22 protein-coding genes and 1 pseudogene are annotated in these 25975 nt (G+C 67.1%); 9 read left to right on the forward strand and 14 right to left on the reverse strand.

Annotated elements, in window-relative coordinates:
* Positions 1 to 2 precede the first annotated feature (2 nt).
* The 6 genes from ACQY39_RS20475 to ACQY39_RS20500 form a co-directional block, all read right to left on the reverse strand.
* Positions 3 to 209 (reverse strand): hypothetical protein, encoded by a 207-nt coding sequence (locus ACQY39_RS20475; protein ID WP_428509353.1) that lies wholly within the window; start codon positions 207 to 209, stop codon positions 3 to 5.
* Positions 209 to 2080, reverse strand: a complete 1872-nt coding sequence (locus ACQY39_RS20480) for a glycoside hydrolase family 35 protein (RefSeq protein WP_428509355.1) — start codon at positions 2078 to 2080, stop codon at positions 209 to 211. Before ACQY39_RS20480 ends, ACQY39_RS20475 begins: the two co-directional genes overlap by 1 nt.
* Before the next feature lie 130 nt (positions 2081 to 2210).
* A complete protein-coding gene (locus ACQY39_RS20485; protein ID WP_428509357.1) occupies positions 2211 to 5126 on the reverse strand; it encodes a TonB-dependent receptor in 2916 nt (971 codons plus the stop codon).
* 138 nt (positions 5127 to 5264) lie between these two features.
* Positions 5265 to 6515: a glycoside hydrolase family 88 protein gene (locus ACQY39_RS20490; protein ID WP_428509359.1), complete on the reverse strand. Its 1251-nt coding sequence runs from the start codon at positions 6513 to 6515 to the stop codon at positions 5265 to 5267.
* An 80-nt stretch (positions 6516 to 6595) separates the two neighbouring features.
* The gene (gene kduD, locus ACQY39_RS20495) at positions 6596 to 7378 is read right to left on the reverse strand and encodes a 2-dehydro-3-deoxy-D-gluconate 5-dehydrogenase KduD (protein ID WP_428509361.1); all 783 of its coding nucleotides are present in this window, start codon (positions 7376 to 7378) and stop codon (positions 6596 to 6598) included.
* An 18-nt stretch (positions 7379 to 7396) separates the two neighbouring features.
* Positions 7397 to 8209: a 5-deoxy-glucuronate isomerase gene (locus tag ACQY39_RS20500; RefSeq protein ID WP_428509363.1), complete on the reverse strand. Its 813-nt coding sequence runs from the start codon at positions 8207 to 8209 to the stop codon at positions 7397 to 7399.
* Positions 8210 to 8599: 390 nt separating this feature from the next.
* On the opposite strand from ACQY39_RS20500, the pseudogene ACQY39_RS20505 reads away from it, so the two are divergent.
* The 5 genes and pseudogenes from ACQY39_RS20505 to ACQY39_RS20525 all read left to right on the forward strand — a co-directional run.
* Positions 8600 to 8716, forward strand: a pseudogene (locus tag ACQY39_RS20505) (DNA polymerase III subunit beta); the annotation flags it as partial.
* A 187-nt stretch (positions 8717 to 8903) separates the two neighbouring features.
* The gene (locus tag ACQY39_RS20510) at positions 8904 to 9374 is read left to right on the forward strand and encodes a hypothetical protein (protein ID WP_428509365.1); all 471 of its coding nucleotides are present in this window, start codon (positions 8904 to 8906) and stop codon (positions 9372 to 9374) included.
* A gap of 9 nt (positions 9375 to 9383) precedes the next feature.
* Complete coding sequence (locus ACQY39_RS20515; RefSeq protein WP_428509367.1) at positions 9384 to 9965, forward strand: RES family NAD+ phosphorylase; 582 nt, start codon at positions 9384 to 9386, stop codon at positions 9963 to 9965.
* Positions 9966 to 10273: 308 nt separating this feature from the next.
* Entirely contained in the window at positions 10274 to 10624 is a 351-nt protein-coding gene (locus tag ACQY39_RS20520; protein WP_428509369.1) for a hypothetical protein, read from the forward strand.
* A gap of 101 nt (positions 10625 to 10725) precedes the next feature.
* Positions 10726 to 11370 (forward strand): hypothetical protein, encoded by a 645-nt coding sequence (locus ACQY39_RS20525; RefSeq protein WP_428509371.1) that lies wholly within the window; start codon positions 10726 to 10728, stop codon positions 11368 to 11370.
* A gap of 77 nt (positions 11371 to 11447) precedes the next feature.
* Here the strand turns inward: ACQY39_RS20525 and ACQY39_RS20530 are convergent, their stop codons facing one another.
* Positions 11448 to 11600, reverse strand: coding sequence for a hypothetical protein (locus ACQY39_RS20530; RefSeq protein ID WP_428509373.1), 153 nt, complete (start codon positions 11598 to 11600; stop codon positions 11448 to 11450).
* Between the two features lie 164 nt (positions 11601 to 11764).
* On the opposite strand from ACQY39_RS20530, the gene ACQY39_RS20535 reads away from it, so the two are divergent.
* Complete coding sequence (locus tag ACQY39_RS20535) at positions 11765 to 12106, forward strand: hypothetical protein (RefSeq protein ID WP_428509375.1); 342 nt, start codon at positions 11765 to 11767, stop codon at positions 12104 to 12106.
* 90 nt (positions 12107 to 12196) lie between these two features.
* Here the strand turns inward: ACQY39_RS20535 and ACQY39_RS20540 are convergent, their stop codons facing one another.
* The 5 genes from ACQY39_RS20540 to ACQY39_RS20560 all read right to left on the reverse strand — a co-directional run bounded on the left by ACQY39_RS20540 (position 12197) and on the right by ACQY39_RS20560 (position 18706).
* Positions 12197 to 13636 carry an MFS transporter gene (locus tag ACQY39_RS20540; RefSeq protein WP_428509377.1) on the reverse strand — a complete coding sequence of 480 codons (1440 nt, stop codon included), beginning with the start codon at positions 13634 to 13636 and terminating at the stop codon, positions 12197 to 12199.
* A gap of 83 nt (positions 13637 to 13719) precedes the next feature.
* Positions 13720 to 14964, reverse strand: a complete 1245-nt coding sequence (locus ACQY39_RS20545) for a LacI family DNA-binding transcriptional regulator (protein WP_428509379.1) — start codon at positions 14962 to 14964, stop codon at positions 13720 to 13722.
* 115 nt (positions 14965 to 15079) lie between these two features.
* Positions 15080 to 16099, reverse strand: coding sequence for an SMP-30/gluconolactonase/LRE family protein (locus ACQY39_RS20550; protein WP_428509381.1), 1020 nt, complete (start codon positions 16097 to 16099; stop codon positions 15080 to 15082).
* Between the two features lie 2 nt (positions 16100 to 16101).
* The gene (locus tag ACQY39_RS20555) at positions 16102 to 16899 is read right to left on the reverse strand and encodes an SDR family NAD(P)-dependent oxidoreductase (protein WP_428509383.1); all 798 of its coding nucleotides are present in this window, start codon (positions 16897 to 16899) and stop codon (positions 16102 to 16104) included.
* Between the two features lie 40 nt (positions 16900 to 16939).
* Positions 16940 to 18706 carry an IlvD/Edd family dehydratase gene (locus ACQY39_RS20560; protein ID WP_428509385.1) on the reverse strand — a complete coding sequence of 589 codons (1767 nt, stop codon included), beginning with the start codon at positions 18704 to 18706 and terminating at the stop codon, positions 16940 to 16942.
* 153 nt (positions 18707 to 18859) lie between these two features.
* Between ACQY39_RS20560 and ACQY39_RS20565 the strand changes: the two genes are divergently transcribed.
* A complete protein-coding gene (locus ACQY39_RS20565) occupies positions 18860 to 19894 on the forward strand; it encodes a 2-dehydro-3-deoxygalactonokinase (RefSeq protein WP_428509387.1) in 1035 nt (344 codons plus the stop codon).
* A gap of 10 nt (positions 19895 to 19904) precedes the next feature.
* Positions 19905 to 20543 carry a 2-dehydro-3-deoxy-6-phosphogalactonate aldolase gene (locus ACQY39_RS20570; protein WP_428509389.1) on the forward strand — a complete coding sequence of 213 codons (639 nt, stop codon included), beginning with the start codon at positions 19905 to 19907 and terminating at the stop codon, positions 20541 to 20543.
* A gap of 117 nt (positions 20544 to 20660) precedes the next feature.
* Here ACQY39_RS20570 and ACQY39_RS20575 read toward each other — a convergent pair whose 3' ends face one another.
* Positions 20661 to 22913 (reverse strand): PhoX family protein, encoded by a 2253-nt coding sequence (locus ACQY39_RS20575; protein WP_428509391.1) that lies wholly within the window; start codon positions 22911 to 22913, stop codon positions 20661 to 20663.
* Positions 22914 to 23050: 137 nt separating this feature from the next.
* Entirely contained in the window at positions 23051 to 25456 is a 2406-nt protein-coding gene (locus ACQY39_RS20580) for a UvrD-helicase domain-containing protein (RefSeq protein ID WP_428510890.1), read from the reverse strand.
* A 112-nt stretch (positions 25457 to 25568) separates the two neighbouring features.
* Here ACQY39_RS20580 and ACQY39_RS20585 point away from each other — a divergent pair, with 112 nt between their 5' ends.
* Positions 25569 to 25973, forward strand: coding sequence for a YchJ family protein (locus tag ACQY39_RS20585; protein WP_428509393.1), 405 nt, complete (start codon positions 25569 to 25571; stop codon positions 25971 to 25973).
* The last annotated feature ends 2 nt before the right edge of the window (positions 25974 to 25975 follow it).

The raw sequence follows: 25975 nt of genomic DNA on the forward strand, positions 1-25975 counted from the left end.
GCTCAGCCCTTGGCAGCGCTGGCCGCCGGCACCTGCGCGGCCAGCAGCTGGCGCCAGCGGTAAAAGGTCGTGTCCGAGAAACGGCCGTGGCGGCAGGCCTGGGTGACGCTCATGCCCGCCTCCACCTGCTGCACATAAAAGCGCATCAGCGCTTCAGGCAGCGGCATGCTGGGCCGGCCGCGTGCGGGCGTGACGAACAACTCATCCATCACCACAGCTCCGCCAGCGTTGGCGCCATGTCCACCACCTCGCCCGCCTGCGGCAGGCGGGCGCAGAAGTCGGCGCTCAAGGCCTGGCCGGCCTCGGGCTGCAGCTCCAGCACGGTCAGCGTGTTGCGGCCTTGGCGCAGCAGCGGCCAGGGCAGGTAGAGCGCCAGCTGCGGCCCGCAAACCCAGTGCCGGCCAAGGTTGAAGCCGTTGATCCAGACCTGGCCCTTGTGACCGCCGTTCAGGCGCACAAAGCAGTCACCCGGCTCGTCCACCTCAAAGTCGGCGCTGAAGAACTGCGGCAGGCCGCTCTGCACCGAGCTTGGTTCGCGCACCTGCGTGGCGCCCGCCGGCAGCTCGGCCAGGGGCAAGGCGAAGTGCTCCCAGCGCTGCAGCACATTGATGCTCAGGCGCACCCAGCCGAGCAAACCCTTGCGGTCGTGCAGCTGCGGGCCGTAGTTGACCCGGCCCTGGTTCTCGACCAGCAGCTCCAGCGTGGCCTCGCCGCCGGGCCAATCCAGCGCCAGGCTCAAGGGCCCGTTGCGCTCCAGCAGGCCCACGGGCCGGCCATCCACAAACACCTGGGCGCGGTCATGCACCGCCTGCACCGACAGCGTCACCGGCCCTTTCGGGTGGCGCACCCGGCAGCGGTAGAACGTGAAGCCGTAGTCCTGCCCCAGCTGCTCCATGCTGCGCGGGCACACGTCAACACGCGTGGGCACCATGTCCTGCAAGGCCTCGAACCAGGGCTGGCATGGCGCCAGGGCCAGGCCTTGCCGATCGAAGCGCGGCGCCTCGGGCGGCAGCGGTGGCAAATCGGGCGCCGGCAGGCCGCGGGCCTGCGCTTGCGCGCGCAGATGGGCCAGGATCACCGCCTTCATGGCGATGAATTTGGGTGTCACGCTGCCGTCCTCGGCCAGGGGCGCGTCGTAGTCGTAGCTGTTGACCGTGGGCTGGTAGGCCCCGGTTTTGAGGTCGGTATTGGCCCCGTTCATGAAGCCGAAGCTGGTGCCGCCGTGCACCATGAAGATGTTGACCGAAGCGCCCGCCTCCAGGATCTGGCCCAGGCAGCGGGCGGCGTCTTCGCCGTCGCGGGTGTGGTGGGGCTCGCCCCAGTGGTCGAACCAGCCGTTCCAGAACTCCATGCACATCAGCGGGCCGCGAGGCTGGTGCTCGCGCAGCTTGGCCAGCTCCGAGGGCACGCGCGAGCCGAAGTTGCCGGTCTTGAGCAGATGCGGCAAGCTGCCGTGGGTCAGCATGTGATCGGTCGGGCCGTCCGAGGTGAAGAGCAGCACGCGCACGCCGTGGCGGCGCAGGCTGGCCTCGGTCCAGGCCAGGTAGTCCTTGTCGCTGCCGTAGCTGCCGTATTCGTTCTCCACCTGCATGGCCAGGATGGGGCCGCCTTCGGTGATCTGCAGCGGCGCAAGAAGAGGCAGCAGCGCGGCAAAGAAGCGGTCCACCGCCGCCAAATAGGGCGGGTGGCTGCAGCGCAAGGCCATATCACTGTCCGCCAGCAGCCAGGCCGGCAGGCCGCCGAACTCCCACTCCGCGCAGATGTAAGGCCCGGGCCGCACGATCACCCACAGGCCCAGGCGCTGGGCCAGCTGCACAAAAGCCACCAGGTCCAGCCCGCCCTCGAAGCAGAACTCGCCCGGCCGCGGCTCGTGCAGGTTCCAGGCCACGTAGGTCTCCACCGTGTTCAGGCCCAAGGCCTTGAGCTTGAGCAGGCGGTCTTCCCACTGCTCGGGCAGCACGCGGAAGTAATGCAGCGCGCCGGACAGCAGCTGCACGGGCTGGCCGTTCAGCACAAAGTCATCGCCGCAGACGGCAAAGGTCGAGGGGGAAGAGGTAGGAGAAGCGCTGGGGGACTGCATGGCATGAGCGCGGCGCTGGCTCGATCAAAGCATCACTCGATTCAGCGCCGAGATTGAAAGAGGAACAACAGAAGACAAAAAAGGCGCCGCCGCCGGCCTGATGCACCGGCGGCAGCGCCCGCACCCAACATCAATACTTCAGGCGCAAACCGACGTAGAACTGGCGGCCGCTGCTGTACAGCGCGGTGGTCGCATCAAAAGGCACGGTGGCATTGGCCGCGTTGTAGAAGCGGGTCACCGGCTTGTTGAGGTTCAGGCCTTCAAAGGTCAGGGTCACCGTGTCGTTGAGCTTGTAGTTGGCCGACGCAGCCAGCGTGCCCGAAGCCGCCAGATAGTTCTGCGACAGGCCGTACAAGCCCACGCGCGAGGCGCTGCGGTGCGCATACGCCAGGCGGGCGCTGAAGACCTCGTCTTCGTAGTAGGCGCCCAGGTTGTAGCTGTTCTTGGACGCACCCAGCATCGCGTTGCCGTTGGCTTCCTTGGCATTGGCGTAGGTGTAGTTGGCTGTCACGCCAAAGCCGCCCCAGACCGGCTGCTCATAGCCCAGCTCCAGGCCGCGCGAACGGCCGGTGGTGGCCGCCGGCGAGCTGACCAGGGTGGGCACCACGGCCGGGCCGCCCAGGGCCACCGGGATGGCCGTGTTCAGCTGCTGCTGCATGGAGCTGCCCGCGCCGATCAGCGAGTCGAAGTCCATCATGAACACTTGCGCCGACAGCACCGAGCGGCGCGCGAAGTACCACTCCAGGCCGAGGTTGTAGTTCTTGGCCACCACGGGCTTCAGCTCGGCGTTGCCACCGGCCGCCGTGGACGGCGGGTTGTTGGCCGGGTTGTAGGCAAAGGCACTCAGCGTCGAGCCCAGGGCGCTGTAGTCCGGGCGAGCCATCACCTTGGCCGCCGCCACGCGCAGCAGCAGCTTGTCGCTCAAGTCGTAGCTCAGGCTGGCGCTGGGCAGGGCCTGGGTGTCGGTGCTCTCGGTGCTCTTGATGTAGAAGTTGCCGAAGCGCGAGCCGGTCACCAGGCTGGCGCCCTCGGGCACAAAGCCCTTGCAGGCCTCGGCCTGGGCCGGGCTGCCGTAGGTCAGGCCATTGCTGGCGGTGACGGCGCCGCAGGGCACGCCGGTGTTGGTGGTGACTTGCGTGCGGGTGCGCACCAGGCGCAGGCCGAACTCGGCGCGCCAGTCGTCGCGCGCCAGCTTGGCCAGGCCGTAGGCCGCGCTGACGTTTTCTTTCACCGTGAACACGCCGGACACCGGGCGGTTGAACACCGGGTCGGCCGAGAAGTTGGCGTCCGACCAGGCCACCACCGCCGCCGGGTCGATCAGGGGCACGCCCACGCCGCCGGGGTTGCCGCCCAGGCCGTTGCCAAAGTTGCCGGGGAAGCTGGCGCCGCCCCAGGCCGGCAGGCTGGTCAGTGCAACCTGGCCGTTCTTTGTGGCGTTCATCGCAGCGGCACCCTTGACCGGGCGGCTGCCTTCGCGCTCATGCTCGGCGAATCGGGCGCCAAACTTGAGGGCCGAGATCAGGCTGCTCTCGGCGAAGCGGTACTCGCCGTCGATCTGGCCGTAGTTCTCGCGGTCCTTGCTGCGCTGCTGGCTGAAGCTGTTGTCGGCGCCGGAGTTGCCGGGCAGATAGCTCAGCTTGCTGCCGTCAAAACCATTGGGCAGGCTCACTTGCACCGGCTTGTCCATGCCCTGGAAGCTGTAGGCCGTGGCCGTGTTGGGCATGAAGGCGTAGTTCCAGTACAGGAAGGTGTCACCCTGCGCGCGGGTGTGGCCCACCTGGCCCTTGAAGCTCAGCGCCTCGCTGGCGCGGTAGTTGAAGTCGGCGTTCAGGTACTGGGTCTTGGAGGCGGCCAACGGGTTGGCCTGCGTCTCCAGCTGCGCGCCCATGGCATTGCCGGTGTTGTTGAAACGCGCGGCGTTGATGCGATCGCCGTCCAGGCTCACTTCACTGGGCACCACGCCGCCGCTGGCGGACACCGAGTTGCCGGGGCGCACAAAGAAGCGGGTGTTGGTGTAGCTGGCCTTGAGCTCGCTGTGGAAGGCGTCGAGGTTGACCGTCAGGTCCGGCGAGACCTTGAACTCGGCGCCCAGCACCGCGCCCTGGCGCTGGCGCTTTTGCTCGAACAGGCTGTTGATCAGGCCGCTGATGTAGAGCTTGTTGCCCAGCTGGCCGCTGTTGGCCTGGCCGGCGGGCGTGGCGGGCGAGAGGCGGGCCCAGGTGATCTCGGACTGGCCATCGCGGCGGATGTGGCGGGTCTGGTCAAACACCTGCAACATCACACCGGTGTCGTTGGCCTCGTTCTTCCAGTTGAACAAGGCGTTGAACTGCGGGTCGGTCTTGCCGGCCTGGTCGGCGTACACGCCTTGCAAGCCGATCTCGGCCGAAAAGCGCTTTTTGAATTCCAGCGGGCGGCGGGTGATGATGTCCACCGAGCCGGCCACGCCGCCCTCGAGCTGGTCGGCCGAGGCGCTCTTGCGCACCACCACCTGGCTGACGATTTCCGAAGGCAGCAGCAGGAAGCTGACGCTGCGCGCCGCACCCGAGCTGTTGGAGCCCGTGCCGCCGGCGATCTGGTCGCCCGGATCCCAATCGGCCGAAGCCACGCTGTGGCCGTTGATGGTGGTCAGCGACAGGCTGGGGTTGGTGCCGCGCATGCTGACCCGGTCGTTCTCGTCATAGCCGCCCTGGCCGCCGCTGCCGGCGGTGGTGGTCACGCCCGGCAGCTTCTGCAGCGCATCGGCCACGTTCTTGTCCGGCATCTTGCCGATGTCTTCGGCGCTCACCACCTCGGTCACGCCATCGGCGAAACGCTTGGCGTTCAGCGACTTTTCCTTGGACGCGCGGATGCCGCTGATCACCACCGTGTCCAGCTGGTTCTGCACCGGCTTGGCCTCGGGCGCTGCAGCGGGAGCCGTGCTTTGCGCAGCGGCGCTGCCGGCGGCCAGGGCCAGGAAGCTGGCGGCGGCGATCGCCACGGCGTGCGGCACGGTCGGGAAAGCCGAAGCGGAACGAGGGGCAAACAAAGTCTGAGTCGAGGGTCGCATGGTCGTGTCTCCAGTGTAGGTTTTGATCTGATCTGCGCAGCGAAACGAGGGACGGTGGAAGGAGAAAGGTCGAACGGGAAGCAGGGAAAGGGAGAAGAAAAGAACGAAAAACTAGCGGGCGCTTGCTTGCAGCTCAGTTCACGGGGTGGTGCTTGGGGGTGCCAAAACGGGATGCCAGAACGGTGTCCAGTGCCGGGCGCGGCGGGCCAGGGCTTCGAGGAAGAAGAAGTCGCCCCACAGGCTGGCCTCGTCCACGCCCAAGCCATCGGGCTTGCTGTAGACACCGTGGCGCAGCAAGGCGTTGCCGGGCGCGTCCCAGCCGGCGCAGTGGCGCAGCAGGCCGTCGAGGATGCGGTCGGCCGCCTGGCGGTAGGCTTGGGCTCGCTCGGCCTCGGCCGCGGGCAGCTGCTCGGCAATGTCCATCAGGCCGCAGGCCGCAATCGCGCTGGCCGAGCTGTCCCAGGGCTCGCCCGCCTCGGGCGGGAAGCTCATGTCCCAGCACGCAATGCCATGCTCGGGCAGCAGGGCCAGGAAGTGGTCGGCCAACTGGCAGGCCGTTTGCAGAAAGCCCTGCTCCGGCACCCAGCGGTGGTTGAGCGAGAAGCCGTACAAGCCCCAGGCCTGGCCGCGCGCCCAGCAGGATTGGTCCGAAGCGCCTTGGGCCGTGGTGCCATGCCGAGGCGCGCCGGTCTCGGGGTCGAAGTGGAAAGTGTGGAAGCTGCTGTGGTCGGGCCGCACCAGGTATTCACGCGAGCGCTGGGCGTGGCTGATGGCGGCCTCGCGCATCTCGGCCGCGCCGCCCTGCCCCGCGGCCCAGTGCAGCAGGGGCAGGTTGAGCAGGCAGTCGATGATGATGCGGCCGCGCTGGGCCGGGTCTTCCAGCCGGCCCCAGGCCTGCACCACGCCGGCGCGCGGCAAGTAGCGCGTCATCAGCAAGGCCGCCGCTTGCAAGGCCGTGGCGTGGGCCAGAGGCTGCGGCCCCTGGCGCAGCGCCGCCACGCAAGAGGGCATGAAGAGAAAACCCAGGTCGTGGTGGTCCACCACAAAGCGCCGCTCCAGTCTGCGCGAGTAACCCTCCAGCTGGGCGGCTGCGGCCGTGCCAAAGCGGGCATCGCAGCTCAGCTCATGCGCCATCCAGAGCAGGCCGGTCCAAAAACCCGCCGTCCAGCTGCTGTTGACGCCGTCCGGCTCATCGGGCCAGACCGCCGGCGCAAACACATTGCCGCTGCTGGTGTCGCCCGGGAACTGCGGGCCCAGCTGCTGCAGGCAGCGGCCCAACTGGGCGCAAGCGGCCACGATCGCCTGCTCGGCGCGCACCACCATGGAGGGCTGCATCGTGCTGGCCGCGCTGGCCTCAGGGTGTTCAACAACAGAAGCGGTGGTCGTCATGTCTCGTTCAGGCATGGGGCGCCGCAGCACTGCGGCTGCGGGCGGGTTGGATGGGGGTTCGGGGGCTTTGCGGCCGGTGCTTAGCGGGCCATCCAGCCGCCATCAACGACCAAGAGCTGGCCGTGTACGTAAGCCGAGGCCGGCGAGGCCAAAAACACCGCCGCGCCCACCAGGTCTTCGGCCTGGCCCCAGCGGCCGGCCGGGATGCGCTCCATCACCTGGCGGCTGCGCTCGGGGTCGGCGCGCAGCGGCGCGGTGTTGGCGGTTTCGATATAGCCCGGGGCAATCGCGTTCACGCCCACGCCCTGACCGGCCCATTCGTTGGCCAGAGCGCGGGTCAGGCCCAGCAGCGCATGCTTGGCCGCGGCGTAGGCCGGCACGCGGATGCCGCCCTGCAGGCTCAGCAGCGAAGCGATGTTGATGATGCGGCCGCTGCCCTGCTCCAGCATCTGGCGGCCGGCGCCTTGGCACAGGCGCCAGGCGGAGTCGAGGTTCAGGTCCAGCACGGCGTCCCAGTCTTCGTCGCGCACCTCGGCGGCCGGCGCGCGGCGGATGATGCCGGCGTTGTTCACCAGCACATCGATGCGCCCGTAGTGCTTCAGGGTTTGGGCCAGCACTTCGGCCGGCGCCTCGGGCCGGGCCAGGTCGGTGGCGATCACCAGGCATTGGCGGCCCAGGGCCCGCACCGCCGCCTCGGTGTCCTCGCTGCTCTGGCTGTGGCGGGTGATGGCCACATCGGCGCCCGCTTGCGCCAGGCCGATGGCCAAGGCCTGGCCAATGCCGCTGGCGCCCGCTGTGACCAGGGCCACGCGGCCCTGCAGGGAGAACAGGGATTGAAGTTGGGAGGGGGTGTTGGTGCTCATCTTGCTTGTCTCACTCACTCAGCACATGCCCACCAGCTTCTGCGTCCAGGCCAGCTCGGGCTGCAAAGCCACGCCCTGGCGGCGGCCGTCACCGGCCAGGAACCACAGGTAGTAGCTCTTGGCGCCCGGCGCGGCGGCGTAGGTGTGGTAGCCGTAGGGAATCGACAGCAGGCTGTCGTCGCGCACCGTGTGGGTGTGGTCGAAGCCATGCTCGGGGCTGAAGTGGCGCGCCAGGCCGAAGCCTTCGGGCGAAGCCACGCGGAAGTAATACATCTCCTCGTGGAAGACCTCGCCACCCTCCTCGCGCTCGTGCTTGTGCGGCGGGAAGGTGCTCCAGTTGCCCGAGGGCGTGATGGTCTCGCCCACGATCAGGCTGCTGGCCGGGCGGCCATCGGGCTGGGTCAAGATCTCGCGGAAGTGGCGCGTGTAGTTCAACGTGCCCCAGGTGCCGGTGCGCACCGCCTCGGGCCGCACCTCGTAGGCCTCTGTGTCCAGGCTGGACGGCGCGCTCACCAGCACCGCCTCGAACCGGCTGCCTGCAGTGACCGTGAAGCGGCTGCCGCGCGGCAGGTACACGCTGTGCGGGTTGCCCACAAACACATTGGCCCGGCCGCCCACGTTCGCAAAGCGCGGGCCGCCCACGACTTCCACCGCCTCGGCCGTGCCCGAGAGCACCACCAACATCTGCTCGCGGTCCCCCGCCACCTGGCCGCTGTGCGCCTGGCCAGGCAGCAACACCAACTTTTCAAAACCGAGCAAGCGGCAGCTCGCGCCTTGCAGCACATGGTGGCCCGGGGCGGTGGGGATGGCGTGGAAGTGTGTGTTGCTCATGTTTGCTTATGTTTAATGTGTGATAACGATAACATGTTAAACACAAGCGAGGGCTAGGGCAAGCCCTGAGGTGGGGTCAGGATGGGGCTAGTGGTGTGACGTTGCGCACGAGGTCGATCGGAAAGAGCTCCGCACGCGGGTCTGCTTTGCAGTCAATGCAGGAAGCTGGCCTCGCCGGGTCGCAGGCTGCATCGCATCGCATCGCAGCCTGCAATCTGCTGCAGCAGGCTCACACGGTCAGCACCGCATGCGACCTAAACACCTTGGCACCAAATCTGATACGACCAATCAAGCAGCCCAAATCTGAGCGACTTCGGTATACATGGCTAGACGGCCGGAGCGGCAGGCGACATAATCCAACTTAACGAACTTTCCATAAAAGGGGTGTTGATGATCGTCTTGAAAGCAACACAGGACAAGGTGCTCTCAGCCCTTCAGGCTGTAGCCGGCATCATCGAACGCCGCCACACGCTGCCCATCTTGGCTGGTGTACTCATCAACCGAAGCAAGTCTCTCGCCGCCATCTTCAACGCCGGCCCTGAGAACCTTCGCTTCCTCCGCCTGCTGCCCTTGCACAAGCACGCGCCGAAACCCACCAACGCTCACCCCATCGCCGCTTGTGGCCGTGCCCTGGCTGGCTTCTTCAGCCCTGCCAAAGTGAACGCCCGCAACGCGCCCTGATTCGAATTCACTCATGAAGCCCGCCACCACCTCCATTTCCACCGTCCGCAACACCGCACGCGTCGTCAGGGCCCCCAAGCGCCCCTCGCCCTATGTCTCGGCCGCCCAGACCAAGTCGCTCCTGGCCAGCAGCCTTGCTGCTCGGAATGAACGTCTGCAGGCCTCGGACATGGTCAACACCGACGACGCGGCCAGCATCGCCGCCACCACACGCGTGACCATCAACGCCTGGATCGCCAAGGGCCGAGCCATCGGCCTCACCCAGACCCGCCGAGGATTTCGGCTGCCCGTTTGGCAGTTCGACCCGCAGTTCTGGGAGGTCATCCCGAAGCTCTCGAAGGCCCTGGGCACCACCGAAGGGTGGACCATCCTGTCGTTCCTGGAGACCCCTCTGGGAGGCCTCGACGGAAAGACGCCCAAGGCAGCGATCGAGCAAGGCCTGACGGAGCGCGTGCTTGACCTGGCTGCAGCGGAAGGCACCTGACGCATCCACATGAAGCTCTCAGACCTCGAATTCGCTCCGACGTTCGATCTCCTTGCGCCCTCGGCGCTGTTCCGCATCCAGCGCAGCCGCGCACGCGCCGGCACCGTCCGAATTGGCAGACTGTTGCTTCCTCCCTCGACACTCCTGAACGGACGCTTCGATGTCGCCGGCGCGCCCGTGGGCTATTTCGCCGAAGCGCCCGACACGGCAGCCTACGAGGCTCTCGCCAGACGTGAAACGACCGCCCTTTCCATTCAGACCATCGCAGGCCGAAGCCTTCTGTGCGTACAGGCGAGCCGCACGCTGACCCTTCTCGATTTGAGGATGCACGCGTCGAGCTGGCCAGTGCTTCAGTCTTTGCGCCTCGCGCACACCCAGGAACTCGCCGCAGACGCCTACGCGCAAGGGTTTGCGGGCATCGTGTACTGCTCGGCCCAACAGAACAATATGGCCTGCTACGCGGTCTTCGGCGAAGCCCTTTCCTCCCTGAAGGCGGCGTGGACGGAGCGGCTGGTCGAACCCGGCACGGGCAACCTGCACACCGTGATCGCAGCCGCGCTGAAGGGCTCCAAAGTCCCACTGACGCCGTGAGGCCTTGGGCTTGTGGCCCTCAAGATCATCGGAAGATGCTGCTGCAACCTGCCGTGCAAGGGAAGCTCTAGACAATTTGCGGTCGGCCGCCACCGTCGGGATCGAGCCCGAAGCAATCGTTCACTGGCCAGCCAAAGCGTCGTCGCGGAGTAGATGGGGCCTTGCGATCTAATGCGACCCTCGCGCGGCCTTCTGCACGATCTGGACCTGACTAAGAAAATCCAGGCATACCCTGCATAGAACCGGGCAGCCCCCTCGGCAGAATGCATGCTCAGGCCCAATGGGCGTGATACCTCTTGGAGGGCTTGATGCGTAGCCTCGCTTTGTTTGGGTTCGGTTCAGCAATCGTTGTAGCGGCCTGTACTACGGCGTCAGCACGGGCACCGATACTGCCGGTGCCGCCGCGCGTGCTAGAGAGCGCCGATTGCGCCGCACTAGGGCATCCCGGCGATATCCAAAAGATCAAAGTCAGTTCGCAGCCCTATGGCTGGGTAGTGGTGCGCCACGACGTCGAGCGTGGCGTCATCACCAAAGCGCAGATAGTGGACTCAAGCCCCAAGGGACTGTTTGATGCCGAGTCCATCGCCTTCGTCAAGGCCCAGAGCTATCCGTCGCTGGGCACTGCATATGGTTGCGTGTGGTCCCATAAATGGGGCTGATGACAAAGGACAGGTCAGGGGCGAGGGCGAGTCCATAAATCTCAAGGGCCCATCTACTCAGTGAAAACGTCTTGGCTGCGCATCAGACAGGGAACAGATCCTTGAAGTTCAACAACAAGCACTTGTGGGCCGCGACGCTGGCACTGGTTTGGGCCCATAGCGCCCATGCCATCAGCATTCGTTTCGATTTCCCGCAGGCCGCGCGCGACAGCACGGTCATCGCCCAGCTCGAGATTGAAACGGCCGAGCACGTCAGGGCGCCATCGGGGGCCAGCTGCGGGACCCGATACACGGCACGAATCCTCGATGGCATCAAAGGTGTCGCAACCGGCAGCCGCATTGAGTTCGGCTTCTTCACCGGGCACGCAGTCGGCGCGCAGTACTTTGTTTTTCTCAAAGATTCGGCAGTGCTGGCCCAGCACAAAGCGCTCGCGCCCGAAGCCCGAGTCCCGATGACAAGCCCGATCTCGTACAGCGAGGAATGCAAGAAGCTTCTCCCTCGCTTCATCGAAACGGGAGAAGGCATGGGAACCCTTGCGATCCTGCCGAGCCGGCAGAGCCATGCACCCAACGAGCCGGCCGTCACGCTGGAGGCACACCTTTACCCCGTCCCCCTCAAGCTGCCGGTCGCTTTCTGGCACGAGGGCTTGATCTTTGAGGGTGAGTTGCTGGGGACGGTGGAGTTCTCAGTCGAGAACTTCAGCAGATATCTGCGCCTGCTACTCAGCCCCGCCGAGCAACCCTGAGCCCGGCCACCCGCCGAAGGGCTTGCGCCCGCAGCGCCAGTGCGACTTGCGCGACCCGTGCGCCGCTTCGTCTGACTTCACTCCGGCGCCCGATACCCCCCCGCCCCACCGAGCCGCTGGAAATGCCGGTGCACCATGGCAAAGGCCAGCGCGGCGGCCAGGGCCAGGGCGCCGCTGGCGATGAAGGTGTGGCGGTGCTCGTTGCCGGTGGCGTCGAGCCAGGCGCCCATGGGAGGCAAACGACCACATGGCCCGGGGCGGCGTTCGCCAAGGCTTGGCCAACCCTCGACTCAAGCAAAGCGATCAGCCCAGGGCTGCCATGGACCGCCCTAAACCCGCACTTAAGCAGATTCCCGCCAGCTAGACTTACGCAAGACCTGTTGAGGCATGACACATGAACTGGCTGAGAGGCACCGTCGCGAAGATCAAGAAGGCGCCATACCTCACCGCCGACGAGTTCTCCATACCTGTTGTGCTGTTGGCTTCGCTTGTCCTGTGGCAGTCTTCCGTCCTTGTTTACTTAGCGAGCTTTGTTGGCTGCGTGGCTGTCGCACTAATTTCCGGGGAGCTCAAAAAAGCATGCGAAAAAAGTTGGGCGATTGACCTCGAAGCTCGTGACCTCGTTTGGGACGTACGGCACTGGACTATTTGGCTCATGGCGCTAGCGCGGTCGAGCTGTGTGGCTGCAATGCTTGGAATGATCCTCGTTGCCTTTGCTGAGGAACTCGCGCAGTAGCTCTCGCTCACAATGATCGGCCAGGCCCGACCTGAAACTGCCACCGCTCGCAGCTATTGAGGCCGACAAGCTGCGCTGTACAACTCCCCCTCACTCCGGCGCCCGATACCCCCCCGCCCCACCGAGCCGCTGGAAATGCCGGTGCACCATCACAAAGGCCAGCGCTGCACCTAAGGCCAGGGCGCCACTGGCGATGAAGGTGTGGCGGTACTCGTTGCCGGTGGCGTCGAGCCAGGCGCCCATGAGCGGGGGCACGACCATATAGCCCAGGGCGGCCATCAGGCTCATGGCGGACTGGAACTGGGCAAAGCGCGTGCGGGGGAACAGGTACTGGCCCAGGGCAGCGGTGCCGGTGAGGTAGATGCCCGAGAGCACACCGTGCAAGACAAAGGCCAGGGCGAACTGGCCGCCCTCGCGCACCAGGGTGCCGGCGGCCAGCATGGCCAGGCCGTAGGCGGTGATGGCGGTGAGGCCCACGCGCAGCGGGTGCCAGCGGTCGGCCAGCCAACCCACGGGCAGGGCCAGCAGCAGAGAGATCGCGTAGGTCAAGGCCAGGTATTTGCCATAACCGTCCAGGCCCAGGCCCACATGTTTCGCATAGAACACGCCGAAGCTGTTGACCGGGTTGCCGGCCACCAGGCCCAGGGTCATGGCCAGGAACAGCCACAGGTAATAAGGCTGAGTAAAGCACTCGCGCAGATAGCGGCCCAGGGCGCCGCCGGCGGCGGGGGCATCGTGCGCAGCCGGCGCGTCTTCAAGCGGCGGGTACTCGCCCTCGCGCACGCGCCAGCACATCAGCGCAAAGCCCAGGCCGTAGATCAGGGCGATGCCGATGAAGATGGCCGCAAAGTGTTGCTCGGCGCGGCCCATCAGGTGGAAGGTGAAGGCCATGCCGGCCAACAGGCTGGTGGCGCGGAACAGGCCGTAGAAGCGCCCCACCAGGGTGGGCGGCACCACGTCATTGATCAGGCCGCCGAACACGGCATTGGCGGTGACCGAGGCCACCTCGAAGAGGCTCCACATCAGGGAGAACACGATCAGTGCGCAGACGCGCTCACCGGGTGAAGCCCCGCCCAGCAAACTGTGCAGCGCCGCACCGAGCTCGGGCGTGAAGGCCATGCCCACCAAGGACACGACGATGAAGGGCGTGGGCAGAAACAGATACGGGATGCGCCGGCCCCAGCGGCCACGGTGGCGGTCGGATCGCACGGCGACGATGGGCCCGAGCAGCAGGCCCAGGCCAGCCGGCACCGAGCCCACGACCAGGGCGATGAACAAATCGCTGGCCTGCATTTGTTTCAACAGCACCTGGGCCACGGGCGTGACGGCCCGCTCTTTCAGGCTCCAGGCGAAATCACCGAGCAGCAGCAAGGCAAACAGCAACACCAGGCCCGAGCTGCCGTAGACCAGCGTGCCATTGCTCCAGCGGCCCTGCGCCCAGCGATCGCGCCAGGTGCTAGCCACAGGCACAGGGCCCGAGGGCAAGATGGGCGGTGACGCAGACGACGCGGACGTGGGCAAGGAACTCATGGGCGGGGGCGGAAACAAGAGTGAGCTGAATGAAGAACAGGCCGCCCCGCACGCCGCTTCGTGGCGCTGCGCTGCTTAGCGGCCTAACGTTTTTTGCGTTCGGGCTGGGCAGGCGCGGAAGCCACCTTGCGCGCAGCGGCGGTGGAAGACGAAGACGAAGACGAAGACGAAGACAAGGAAGAGGAAGCGCCGCGCGAGGCCTTGGCCACCGGCGGCACCGCCGTAGATTCACGGATCACCAAGCTGCTTTGCAGCTCGACGCGGATGCCGCGCTGCACACCCGCCTCGACCTGCTGCAGCAGCAGGCGCACGGCGCTGCCTCCGAGCTGCTCGTAGTCTTGCTGCACGGTGGTCAGGGCCGGGTGGGTGTGGGCGGCGGCGGGGATGTCGTCGAAGCCGACCAGGGACAGGTCCTTGGGCACCTGCAGACCGCGGGCACGGGCGGCGTCGAGCAGGCCCAGGGCCATCAAGTCATTGGCGCAGAACACGGCGGTGGGCGGCTCGGCCAGGTCCAGCAGCTGCAGGCCTTGCTCAAAGCCCGAGCGCTGGCCGAAGTTGCCCTCCACCACCAGCTCGGGCGCGGGCGCCAGGCCAGCATGGCCCAGGGCCGCGGCGTAGCCTCGCTCGCGCTCCTGGCTCTGGCCCGAGTAGGCGGTGCCGCGCACAAAGGCGATGCGGCGGTGGCCCAGGTCCAGCAGGTGGCGCGTGAGGGCGTAGGCGCCCTCGTAGTTGTCGGCGCGCACGACCGGCAGCGGCGTGGGCGCGCGCCAGTAATTGACCAACACGACGGGCAGCTCGGTGCGCTGGAAATGCTCCAGCTGCTCGGCATGCTGGCCGGGCAGGATCAGCAGCAGGCCATCGCACAAGCTGCTGAGCAGAGGCACCAACTCGGGCCGCGCCTGGCCGCCCGCGTTGGGGGCGATATCGTAGATGATCAAGTCCATGCCGGCCTGCTTCACCACGCGGCTGATGGCGTTGATGATGGCGGCCACCACGGGGGATTCGAAGTCGGTGACCAGCAGGCCCAGCACATGGGTGCGCCCGCCCTTGAGCGCCTTGGCGCCCAGATTGGCCACATAGCCCATGGCCTGGGCCATGGCCAGCACGCGCTCACGCGTGGCCTCGGCCACATAGCCCTTGCCGCTGAGCGCACGCGAGACGGTCATCACCGACACGCCAGCACGGGCGGCGATGTCGCTGACGGTGATGCGGCCGACCTGGGTGGGTTCGGTAGCAGGTACAGCCGGTGCGGCCTCGCCCTCTGCGTCACGCGGCGCGCGGCTGGGCTTCGGTACGGGCTTGTTGTTGTTGTTCTTCATGGTCGACATGCTTTTCTCTCCCTCAATGGACGCGGGCCGGGCGCCGCGCGGAGCGCGAGGCCTGGCGGGCGGCATTGTCGCGCCAAGCCTGGCGCGCCCACCCCGGAGGAAAAGCGACTTGCGTTCATGCCCAAGGCGTGCCCGCGCGCAGGGCCGCCGCATCGAAGGCAAAGCGGCCCAGCGGCGCGCCGGCCACCGGCAGATCGGCCACGAAGAGGCCGCCAGCTAGCGGCTCGCGCGCCAGCTGCGCTTCGCTGAGGCCGGTGCGGGCGCTGGTGATGAAGAGCTGGCGGCCCTCGACGCCGCCGAAGCAGCAGCTCGTGACCTGGCTGACGGGCAGATCGATGCGGGCCAGGGGCTCGCCCTGCGGGCTGTAGCGCGTGACGCGGTGACCGCCCCAGTGGGCGATCCAGAGCGCGCCTTCGGCATCGACACACATGCCGTCGGGCACGCCTTCTTCGGGCGGGAACTGGCGCCAGAGGCGGCGCGGCGCGGTGCCTTGTTGCGCGCCTTGCGGCTCGCCGTGCTCGTCCAGCGCATAGGCCCAGACGCAGCCCAGGCCGCTGTCGGCATGCCAGAGCGTGCGGCCGTCGAGGCTGAAGCAGGGGCCGTTGCCGATGCGGTAGCCGCGGTCCATGGTGTGTAGCTGGCCGCGGCTGTCCAGACGCATCAGCTCGGCGCGGGGCTGGCTGGGGTCGGGCTCGTAGATGCCGCTGAACCAGACCCGGCCCCAGGGGTCGAGCTTGGCGTCGTTCAGGCGCAGGCCCTGGCCCGGGGCTGCGGGCTCATGGATGGGCTGGCCGGGGCCTAGCACTTCGAGCTGCGGCCACAGGCGCAGGCGCAGCACGGCATCGACACGGCCGGCGAGGAAGACGCCCTCCTCGGTTTTTCCGTCAGCGCCATTGCTGGCGATCAGCCAGGCCACGCGCCAGGGCAAGGCCCAGCGATGACGCTGGCCCGAGGGCAGATCGAGGCCATGGACGGCGGCGCCGTGGATGTCCAGCCAGAGCAGTCGGCCGGCCGAGGCTTGGGCCGCATCGGCCAGCCACAGCGGGCCTTCGCCGAGCTGGCATTCGGCCGGCCACAGGCAGCGGGCGCTGTAGCGCGGCAGGGTGTCGGGCATGTGGGCTTGCTGCGCGCTCATGCTCAAGTCCAACCGGCGTCGATGACGAACTCTTGGGCGGTGATCATGCGGCTGTCGTCGGCCGCCAGGAACAAGGCCAGCTGGGCCACATCACTGCCGCTGATGCGGCCGGGCAGGCAGTGGTGTTCGTCCATGGCGCGCTCGCCCTCGGCATCGACCCAGGTGCTGAGCTGCTTGTCCGTCATCACCCAGCCGGGGGTGAGCGTGTTGACGCGCACACCGGCGGGGCCGAACTCGCGCGCCAGGCTGCGGGTCAGGCCGGTCATGGCCGATTTACAAGTGGCGTAGGCGGCGTAGCCGGCCACCTTGTTCTTCCAGCTGGTGGAGCCGAGGTTGATGATGCTGCCGCCACCCTGGCGCTGCAGGCTGGGCAGGGCCGCTTGCGCCGCAAAGAAATGCGCGCGCAAATTGATGGCCACGCGGCTGTCGAAGTAGTCGGGCGTGACGTCGAGAAAGGCGTGGCGGTGGTCATCGGCCGCGTTGTTCACCAGCACGCTCAGGCCCAGGGTCCATGCGTCGGCCTGGCCCACAGCATCGCGCAGCTGGGCCACATCGCTCATGTCACAGCGCAGGAACAGGGGCTTGTACGTCGCGCCGCTGCAGTCGTCCAGCACCTGCTGGGCGGACGCGGCATTGCGGCCGGTGAAGGCCACGCGCGCGCCCTGGCGGGCGAAGGCGCGCACCATGTCACCGCCGATGCCGGAGCTGCCTCCGGTGATGAGGACACCGCGGCCGCGCAGGCTGGGGTAACTGGCCAGCGGGATGGCGGCGGAAGATGGGGACTCGATACTCATATTCATCGCGGGTGTGGTGACTGCGGGTGGCTCAGATCCATGGGAATCAATGGGATTCGCGCGCCACATGGTCGCCACGCTGGCCGACGAGAAAGTCCATGTCCGCGCCTTTGTCGGCCTGCAGCACATGGTCCACATACAAGCGGGCCCAGCCCGAGGCCGGCTTGGGCGGCGGCGCCCAAGCCTGGCAGCGCTCGGCCAGGGTGGCTTCGTCCACATGCAGATGCAGGCGGCGCTCGGCCACGTCGAGGGTGATCAGATCGCCGCTCTGCACCAGGGCCAGCGGGCCACCGGCCGCGGCCTCGGGCGCCACATGCAGGACCACGGTGCCGTAGGCGGTGCCACTCATGCGCGCGTCGGATAGGCGGATCATGTCGGTCACGCCCTGGGCCAGCAGCTTGGGCGGCAGGCCCATATTGCCGACCTCGGCCATGCCGGGGTAGCCCTTGGGGCCGCAGTTCTTGAGCACCATGATGGAGCTGGCGTCGATGTCCAGCGCGGGGTCGTCGATGCGGGCCTTGTAGTCCTCGATGGTCTCGAACACCACGGCGCGGCCGGTGTGCTGCATCAAAGCCGGCGAGGCGGCCGAGACCTTGATCACCGCACCGTCCGGCGCCAAGTTGCCGCGCAGCACGGCAATGCCGCCCTGGGCCACCACGGGGCGCTCGAGCGGGCGGATGACTTCGTCGTCAAAGCATTCGGCGGCCGCGATGTGCGGGCCGATGGTGCCGCCGGCCACGCTGGGCGCCTCCCGGTGCAGCAGGCCGGCCTCGGCCAGGCGGCGCATCACCACGGGCAGGCCGCCGGCGTAGCAGAACTCTTCCATCAGGAAACGGCCGGCGGGCAGCAGGTCCACCAGGGTGGGCACGTCGCGGCCAAGGCGGTCCCAGTCGTCCAGGTTCAGCGGCACACCCAGGCGGCCGGCCAGGGCCAGCAGGTGGATGACGGCATTGGTCGAGCCGCCGATGGCGGCGTTGACGCGGATGGCGTTTTCAAACGCCTCGCGGGTCAGGATGTCGCTGGGCCGGCGGTTCTCTTGCACCAGGGCGACGATGCGGCGGCCGACCTGGCGGGCCAGCTCGTGGCGGCGGGCGTCCACGGCCGGCAGGGCCGCGTTGTCGGGCATGGCGATGCCCAGGGCTTCGACCATGCAGGCCATGGTGGAAGCAGTGCCCATGGTCATGCAGTGGCCGGCGCTGCGCGACATGCAGGCCTCGGCGCTGCGGAACTGGGCTTCGCTCATCTGGCCGGCGCGCACGGCCTCGGAGAACTTCCAGACATGGGTGCCCGAGCCGATGGCCTGGCCGCGGTACCGGCCGTTGAGCATGGGGCCGCCCGAGAGCACCAGGGTGGGCAGGTTGACGCTGGCCGCGCCCATCAGCAGGGCCGGGGTGGTCTTGTCGCAGCCGACCATGAGCACCACGCCGTCCATGGGGTTGGCGCGAATGGACTCCTCCACCTCCATGGCGGCGAGGTTGCGGAACAGCATGGCCGTGGGGCGCAGATTGCTCTCGCCCAGGGCCATGGCCGGGAACTCGAGCGGCACGCCGCCTGCCTGCAGGATGCCTTCGCGCACCTTGTCGACCAGGCCGCGGAAATGGGCGTTGCAGGGCACGAGGTCGGAGCCGCTGTTGCAGATGCCGATGATGGGCCGGCCGTCGAAGGCCTCGCTGCCCAGGCCCTGGTTGCGCATCCAGGAGCGGTGGATGAAGCCGTCCTTGCTGTTGCCACCGAACCAGTGCTGGGAGCGGCGCGCCGGTTTCTTGTTTTGGTTGTCGTTGCCGTTGTTGTTGCTGTTCGAATCGTCCGACATGCGGGGCCGCCTTTGCTGCTTGAGCTTGTTCTTGAACGCATCCACACCCGCCTTCAGGACAGCTGTGATTGCAATGTGTTAACGTTACCTCATTGTGCGCAGCTTCGCGCTGCATGACAAGGGCCACGGCCCGTGAACAGACTGGGGTTTACGATGAGATGTATCGGAATTGACTGGGGCAGCAGCAGCCGGCGCGCCTATGCGCTTGATGAAAACGGCCAGCTGCTGGCCGAGCGCCACGACCAGGCCGGCGTGCTGCATGCCGCACTGAACGGCGCACGCGGCGGCACGCTAGGGCAGCGGCGCGATTTCGGCGCTGAGCTGACCGGCTTCGTCGGCGACTGGCTGCGCCAGGGCCCGCGCACCGTGTGGCTGTCCGGCATGATCGGCAGCCGCCTCGGTTGGCGTGAAGCGCCCTATCTGCCGGTGCCTCTGGCCCTCGATCAGCTGGGCGCGCAGGCCCTGGATCTGGACTGGCCCGCCGCCCGCATGGTGTGCGCCGAGCCGCCGCGCCTGCGCCTGCTACCCGGCCTGAGCCAGCTGCCCCAAGCCGGCCTGGCCGATGTGATGCGCGGCGAAGAAACCCAGCTGCTGGGCGCCTGGCGGCATTGGCAAGCCAGCGGCAGGGCGGCGGCCGATGAAGCCCTGTTCATCCTGCCGGGCACGCACAGCAAATGGGCCCATCTGCGCGGCGATCAGGGCCAGGCTCAGGTGCTGAACTTCCAGACCTTCATGACCGGCGAGCTGTTCCGCCTGCTGAGCCAGCAAGGCGCTTTGGGCAGCCTGATCGACAGCACCCTGCCCTTGCTGGAGCACCCGCTGGCTCAGCAAGGCTTTGACGAAGGCGTGGACTGGGCGCAAAGCCCGGAGCACGGCCTGCTGGCCAGCCTGTTCCGCGTGCGGGCCGAGGCCTTGTTGGCGCCGCCGGCGCAGCGGCCCGGCGGCACGGTTGAGGAGATCCGACTGCAGGCCGCGGCGCGCTTGTCGGGCCTGTTGATCGGCAGCGAACTGGGCCAGTTGCTTCGTCAGCCGGCCCTGCGCGCCCTGCCCTTGCTGGCCGTGGGCGAGGCGCGGCTCTGCGCCTGGTATGCGCGCGCCGCGGAACGCCTGGGCCTGGCCCTGCAATGCCTGGACCCGCGCGAGGCGCATCTGGCAGCGCTGCGCGCGCTCGAAGGCCTGGGCGATTGAAAGGACCGCGATGAAAGCGAACACCAACCCCTTTGCACCCACGCCCGCCTACCCGCCCCTGGTCGCCATCTTGCGCGGACTGCAGCCGGAGGAAGCGGCCGAGGTCGGGCTGGCCCTGTACGAGGCCGGCCTGCGCTTGATCGAGGTGCCGCTGAACCGCCCCGGTGCTTTGCAAGCCCTGAGCCTGATGCGCCAGGCCCTGCCGGCCGATGCGCACTTGGGCGCCGGCACGGTGCTGAGGCCCGAGCAGGCGGAAGCCCTGCGCGAGGCCGGCGGCACGCTGGCCATCTCACCGCACTTGGACCCGGATCTGGTGCGCCACAGCGTGGCCCTGGGCCTGTGGACCATGCCCGGCGTGGCCACGGTCAGCGAAGCTTTTGCCGCGCTGCGCGCGGGCGCCCATGCCCTCAAGGCCTTCCCCAACGACGCGCTGCCGCCCGAGGCTCTGCGGGCCTGGCGCACGGTCTTGCCCGAGGCGCTTATCTACCCGGTCGGCGGCATGGGCCTGCACAACCTGGCGGCCTACCGCCGCGCCGGTGCCACGGGCGCCGGCCTGGGCTCGGCGATCTACCGCGCGGGTGACAGCGCGAGCGTGGTGGGCGAACGAACGAGAGAGTTGGTGCAGGCCTGGCAGACGGCCGAGGGTTGAGCCTGCAGGGCCAACAGCGCCGGCCCCACAAAGAAAAAGCCCCGGCATGCCGGGGCTTTTTTACTTGCTTAGGCCTTCACCTGCGACACCCGAGGGTGCCGCAAGCGGATGACCTCATCAGGAACCGATGCGGCCGCCGTCGGTCTTGGTGATGACGATGGTGGCCGAGCGCGGACGCTTGCCAGCGCCGTAGCCAGCGTTGCTGGGCCACTGGCTGGTGTACTTCGTCGGGTCAGCGATATTGGCCATGGACGTGGTTTCGCCCGGGTGCTGAATGTTGATGAACAGCGCCTTGCCGTCCGGCGTCTCGGCCAGGCCGGTGATTTCGCAAGCAACGGAGCCCACCAGGAAACGCTTGAGCGTGTCGGCCGTAGGCGCCTTGCCGACGTACGTGTCGACATTGAGCTTGCTGCTGTCAGCCTTGGTGTAGCTCAGGGTCTTCTTGGCACCGTCGCCCACAGCGCCGGGCAGAGCAGCCAGCATCATGCAGTTGGTGACGTCGGTGTAGGCGCCGTCATCGGTCTGGATCCAGCAGATGCCAGTCGAGGGGCTGAAAGCCAGGCCGTCCGGGCTGGAGAAGTCCTGGTCGCCGGTCAGGTTTGACAGGTTGATGGCCGAAGGCGAAGCGCTGGATTCGGCACCGAAGAGGTACACGTCCCAGGTGAATCCGGTGGCAGCCGCGCCAGCAGCGTCTTCCTTCAGGCGCAGGATGTGGCCGTTGGGGTTGCCGGCCTGCGAAGTGGAAGCGCCCTTGATGTCGGTGTAGGCGCGCGGGTTAGCGCTGTCCGGAGCCACTTGGGAACCGGTGGCATCCACACGGCGGTTGCTGTTGTTGGTCAGCGCGTAGTAGACCTCGCCGTTCTTCGGGTTGACCGAGCACCATTCCGGGCGGTCCATCTTGGTGGCGCCCACGGCATCAGCGGCCAGACGGGTGTTGACGCAGATGTCGGCCTGGTCGGCGAACTTGTAGTTGGCGTAGGCCGCGATGGCCGTATTGCTCATGGCCAGCTCGATCCACTCGCCCTTGCCATCGGCATTGAACTTGGCGACGAACAGCTTGCCCTTGTCCAGGTACTTGTCGCCGGCGGCGATGCGGCTGGCCGGGGTGGCATCGGCAGCGTCCCAGACGGCTTCGCTGACGAACTTGTAGATGTACTCGCCGCGCGAGTCGTCACCCATGTACACGGCCAGAGGCTTGCCGGCTTCGGCCTTGCCGAACACGGCACTCTCGTGCGCGAAACGGCCCAGGGCGCTGCGCTTCTTGGCGGACTTGGTCTTGTCGTAGGCGTCGATTTCAACGATGTAGCCGAAGGTGTTCAGCTCGTTGCGATAGTCGTCCGAACCGTCGGCCGAGACACCGGACTTGCTGTTGTTGAAACGCTGGTACTTGTCTTCAGCACCGGCGGTTTCCCAGCCGTGACGCGAAGCGCCACCTTGCAAGCTGCCATAGCGCTTCAGCGCCACGACCGACTTGTCGCCACGGGCTGCGTCGTCAGCGGCGCCGCGCGCGAAGTAGCCGACCCAGTTTTCTTCGCCGGTCAGGAAGCTGCCCCAGGGCGACTTGCCCGTGCCGCAGTTGTTGATGGTGCCGCGGGTCTTGACGGCGGTGGGCGAGTACTTGGTCTTGGCCAGAGCGTGGCCGCGCAGCGGGCCGCCCAGCTCGACATCGCTCCAGGGTGTCAGGCGGAAGTTGAAGGCCGAGTCCTTGATGTAGGACCACTTGCCGTCAGCAGCCTTCTTCACTTCCACGACCGAGATGCCGTGGATGTTGACTTCCTTGTCGGTCTCGGCAGCCGGGCGGGGCAGCGTGCTCTTGCCGCCATCCGCGTGCAAGAAGAAGGACGACAGCTTTTCATCGGTCGTCGCTTCGTGGTTCATGGCCAGCAGGCCGCGGTCGTTGGACACCAACGAAGCCTTGCCGTCGGCGCCCAGGCCGAACCATTCCATGCCGTCGTGGTGGTCGCCGGCGCGGTTCTCGAAATCACCGTCGGTGCCGTCGTTCTTGTAGTCGGGCGTGGTGGCGCGCAGTGGGTCACCCAGTGCATAGATGACGCTGGCGGTGTAGCCGGCCGGCACGATGACCTTGTCTTCCAGGCTCTTGGCCACGGCGGTAAAGGCCAGCAGCTTTTCCACCGGTGCCGGGGCCGGCGCCGGAGCAGGAGCCGGTGCGGGAGCCGGATCATCACCACCACCGCAGGCGCTCAGCGAAGCGCCGCCCAGCACGGCCGTGGCCACGCTGCCGATCGAACCGCGCAGGATGTTGCGGCGGCTCAGACGAGCGGCGAGCACGCTGTCGAAAGTCGGGTTGGCAGAGGTGTTGGAGTTTTCGTCGTTGAAATCAACGGCGGTCACATCGGTGCGCTTGGTCATGGAAATTGTGCTGGCTACAGCTCACGTTGAAAGATGTGCGCAGCGTAAGAAGCTGCGGTGAAATCCTCGTGAACAGCACGTGACACTTCCATGACGCCATTCGGCCTAGGGCCGCTCGCCGACGCCAGCCTTGGCGATCAGTCGATCGGCGTCAGCTTGGCCACCGACAGAGCCAGCCATTTCATGCCGTGGCGGCCGAAGTTGACTTGGGCGCGGGCATCGGCACCGCTGCCTTCCAGCGTTAGCAAGACGCCCTCACCGAACTTGGTGTGGAACACGCCCTTGCCGACCTTGAGGCCGCCATGCTCGTCGGCCACCTTCTGGGCGGCGGCCTGCTTCATGCTCTTGGGCACGGGGGTGGTGTCGTAGGCCGGCTTCTCGACCCGGCCGGCGCCAACCATGGACTTGAGGCCCGAGCCGCGCTCCCAGGCGCTTTGGTATTCCTTGGCGAAGCCGGAGCCGAAGCCCTGGTTGCGCGGGGTCAGCCATTTCAGGCAGGCCTCGGGCAGCTCGTCGAAGAAGCGGCTCTTGACGTTGTAACGGGTCTGGCCGTGCAGCATGCGGGTCTGGCTGAAGGCCAGATAGAGGCGCTGGCGGGCACGGGTGATGGCCACATACATCAGGCGGCGCTCTTCCTCCAGGCCGTCGCTGTCGGACATGGAGTTCTCGTGCGGGAACAGGCCTTCTTCCAGGCCGGTGATGAAGACCGCGTCGAACTCCAGGCCCTTGCTCGAGTGCACCGTCATCAGCTGCACGGCGTCCTGGCCGGCTTGGGCCTGGTTGTCGCCGGCCTCCAATGAGGCGTGGGTCAGGAAAGCGGCCAGGGGCGACATGATCTCGCCGGTTTCGGCATCGGGCGTGAAGTTGGCGGGCGCCACGGCGGCGGGGAAGCCTTCTGAGATGGCGCCGGGCGACAGTTCATCGACCGGCAGGGCCACGGCGTCCTTGCCGAAGCCCTCTTGCGTGACAAAGGCTTCGGCGGCGTTGATCAGTTCGCCCAAGTTCTCCAGGCGCTCGGCGCCGTCCTTGTCGTTGCGGTAGAACTCGTTGAGGCCGGAGATCTCCAGGATCTGCTCGATGATCTCGCGCAGGGTGTGGCCTTGGGTCAGGTTGCGGGTCGAGTCGATCAGGCCGGTGAAGGCCTGCAGATTGCTGCCCGCCTTGCCGGCCACCGCACCCACGCTTTGGTACAGGCTGCGGCCGGACATGCGGGCGGCGTCTTGCAGCAACTCGATGGCGCGCGCGCCGATGCCGCGGGTCGGGAAATTGACCACGCGCAAAAAGCTGGTGTCGTCGTTGGGGTTCTCAAGCAGGCGCAAGTACGAGAGCGCGTGCTTCACTTCCGCCCGCTCGAAGAAGCGCAGGCCGCCGTACACACGGTAAGGAATGCCGGCATTGAAAAGCGCCGACTCGATCACCCGTGACTGCGCATTGCTGCGGTAGAGCACGGCGATCTCCTTGCGGTCGATGCCCGAGCGATGCAGGGCTTGCGCCTCTTCGATCAGCCACTGGGCTTCGGCGAAATCACTGGCCGCCTCGAACACCCGCACCAGCTCGCCAGCGCCAGCATCGGTGCGCAAGGTCTTGCCCAGGCGGCGGCTGTTGCGGCTGATCAGCTCGTTGGCGGAATCGAGGATGTTGGAGAAGCTGCGGTAGTTCTGCTCCAGCTTGATGACCTTTTTGACGCGGTACTCGCGCTCGAAATCGGCCATATTGCCGACCCGCGCGCCGCGGAAGGCGTAGATGCTCTGGTCGTCGTCGCCCACGGCCATCACGCCCTGGCCGCGGCCCGGGGGCGCGAACATCTTGAGCCAGGCGTATTGCAGCTTGTTGGTGTCCTGAAACTCGTCGACCAGGATGTGGCTGAAGCGGCGCTGGTAGTGGTCACGCACGGCCGGGTTGTCGCGCAGCAGCTCGTAGGAGCGCAGCATCAGCTCGGCGAAGTCGATCACGCCTTCACGCTGGCATTGGTCTTCGTAGGCCTTGTAGATCTCGATCAGGGTCTTGGTCTGCTCGTCGCGCGGCTCGATGTCGCCGGGGCGCTGCGCGTCTTCCTTGGCGCCGGCGATGAACCAGCTGACCTGCTTGGGCACGAAGCGCTCTTCATCGAGCTTCATGGCCTTGATGACGCGCTTGATGGCCGAGACGGAATCGGAAGCATCGAGGATCTGGAAGCCTTGCGGCAAGCCGGCCAGCTTCCAGTGCGCACGCAGAAAACGGTTGCACAGGCCGTGGAAGGTGCCGATCCACATGCCACGCACCTGCACCGGCAGCATGGCACCCAGGCGCGTCTGCATTTCCTTGGAGGCTTTGTTGGTGAAGGTCACGGCCATCACGCTGCCCGGCGTCAGCTGGCCGGTCTGCATCAGCCAGGCGATGCGGGTGGTCAGCACCCGGGTCTTGCCCGAACCGGCGCCGGCCAGGATCAGGGCCGGCTCCTGCCCCAGGGTCACGGCGGCGTACTGCTCGGGGTTGAGGTTCTTGAGCAGGCCGCTGGCTTGGGGCTGGTACAGGGCTTCAGCGGGGGCCACGACCTCGGCCATGACTTCGGCCTCGGCAAACAAATCCTCGTTCAGTTCTTCGGGCGGGGCTTCGGGGCGCGGGTCGTGGGGCATGTTCATCGCGGCATTTTAGGTTTGCGGCATCATGCGGCCGATGAATGCGCCAGAAGACCTGCCCTGCCCTTGCGGCCATGCCGCGAGCTACGCCGCATGCTGCGGCCGCCTCCATGCCCACTTTGCTGCCACCGGCGAATTGACCGCGGCCAGCGCCGAAGCCCTCATGCGCTCGCGCTACAGCGCCTTCGTGCGCGACGAGCTGGCTTATCTGCAAGCGACTTGGCACGCCAGCACGCGGCCCGCCGAGCTGTCAGCCAATGAGCCCGGGCTGAAGTGGTTGGGCCTGGAAGTGAAAAAGCATGGCCAGCTTGACGCTGACCATGCTTGGGTGGAGTTCGTGGCCCGCTGCAAGCTCGGCGGCAAAGCCCAGCGCTTACAGGAGCGCAGCCGATTTGTGCGCGAGAACGGGGTTTGGTTCTACCTGGACGGCGAGATCAGCTGAAG

It is taken from the genome of Roseateles sp. (genome assembly GCF_965262435.1).
Taxonomy (GTDB): Bacteria; Pseudomonadota; Gammaproteobacteria; order Burkholderiales; family Burkholderiaceae_C; genus Paucibacter_A.

Excerpts from the sequence above, each read along its gene's own strand:
- ACQY39_RS20475 (WP_428509353.1), bottom strand. The coding sequence starts at position 209 with ATGGATGAGTTGTTCGTCACGCCCGCACGCGGCCGGCCCAGCATGCCG.
- ACQY39_RS20480 (WP_428509355.1), bottom strand. The coding sequence starts at position 2,080 with ATGCAGTCCCCCAGCGCTTCTCCTACCTCTTCCCCCTCGACCTTTGCC.
- ACQY39_RS20485 (WP_428509357.1), bottom strand. The coding sequence starts at position 5,126 with ATGCGACCCTCGACTCAGACTTTGTTTGCCCCTCGTTCCGCTTCGGCT.
- ACQY39_RS20490 (WP_428509359.1), bottom strand. The coding sequence starts at position 6,515 with ATGACGACCACCGCTTCTGTTGTTGAACACCCTGAGGCCAGCGCGGCC.
- kduD (WP_428509361.1), bottom strand. The coding sequence starts at position 7,378 with ATGAGCACCAACACCCCCTCCCAACTTCAATCCCTGTTCTCCCTGCAG.
- ACQY39_RS20500 (WP_428509363.1), bottom strand. The coding sequence starts at position 8,209 with ATGAGCAACACACACTTCCACGCCATCCCCACCGCCCCGGGCCACCAT.
- ACQY39_RS20510 (WP_428509365.1), top strand. The coding sequence starts at position 8,904 with ATGAAGCCCGCCACCACCTCCATTTCCACCGTCCGCAACACCGCACGC.
- ACQY39_RS20515 (WP_428509367.1), top strand. The coding sequence starts at position 9,384 with ATGAAGCTCTCAGACCTCGAATTCGCTCCGACGTTCGATCTCCTTGCG.
- ACQY39_RS20520 (WP_428509369.1), top strand. The coding sequence starts at position 10,274 with ATGCGTAGCCTCGCTTTGTTTGGGTTCGGTTCAGCAATCGTTGTAGCG.
- ACQY39_RS20530 (WP_428509373.1), bottom strand. The coding sequence starts at position 11,600 with ATGGGCGCCTGGCTCGACGCCACCGGCAACGAGCACCGCCACACCTTC.
- ACQY39_RS20535 (WP_428509375.1), top strand. The coding sequence starts at position 11,765 with ATGAACTGGCTGAGAGGCACCGTCGCGAAGATCAAGAAGGCGCCATAC.
- ACQY39_RS20540 (WP_428509377.1), bottom strand. The coding sequence starts at position 13,636 with ATGAGTTCCTTGCCCACGTCCGCGTCGTCTGCGTCACCGCCCATCTTG.
- ACQY39_RS20545 (WP_428509379.1), bottom strand. The coding sequence starts at position 14,964 with ATGTCGACCATGAAGAACAACAACAACAAGCCCGTACCGAAGCCCAGC.
- ACQY39_RS20550 (WP_428509381.1), bottom strand. The coding sequence starts at position 16,099 with ATGAGCGCGCAGCAAGCCCACATGCCCGACACCCTGCCGCGCTACAGC.
- ACQY39_RS20555 (WP_428509383.1), bottom strand. The coding sequence starts at position 16,899 with ATGAATATGAGTATCGAGTCCCCATCTTCCGCCGCCATCCCGCTGGCC.
- ACQY39_RS20560 (WP_428509385.1), bottom strand. The coding sequence starts at position 18,706 with ATGTCGGACGATTCGAACAGCAACAACAACGGCAACGACAACCAAAAC.
- ACQY39_RS20565 (WP_428509387.1), top strand. The coding sequence starts at position 18,860 with ATGAGATGTATCGGAATTGACTGGGGCAGCAGCAGCCGGCGCGCCTAT.
- ACQY39_RS20570 (WP_428509389.1), top strand. The coding sequence starts at position 19,905 with ATGAAAGCGAACACCAACCCCTTTGCACCCACGCCCGCCTACCCGCCC.
- ACQY39_RS20575 (WP_428509391.1), bottom strand. The coding sequence starts at position 22,913 with ATGACCAAGCGCACCGATGTGACCGCCGTTGATTTCAACGACGAAAAC.
- ACQY39_RS20580 (WP_428510890.1), bottom strand. The coding sequence starts at position 25,456 with ATGGCCGAGGTCGTGGCCCCCGCTGAAGCCCTGTACCAGCCCCAAGCC.
- ACQY39_RS20585 (WP_428509393.1), top strand. The coding sequence starts at position 25,569 with ATGAATGCGCCAGAAGACCTGCCCTGCCCTTGCGGCCATGCCGCGAGC.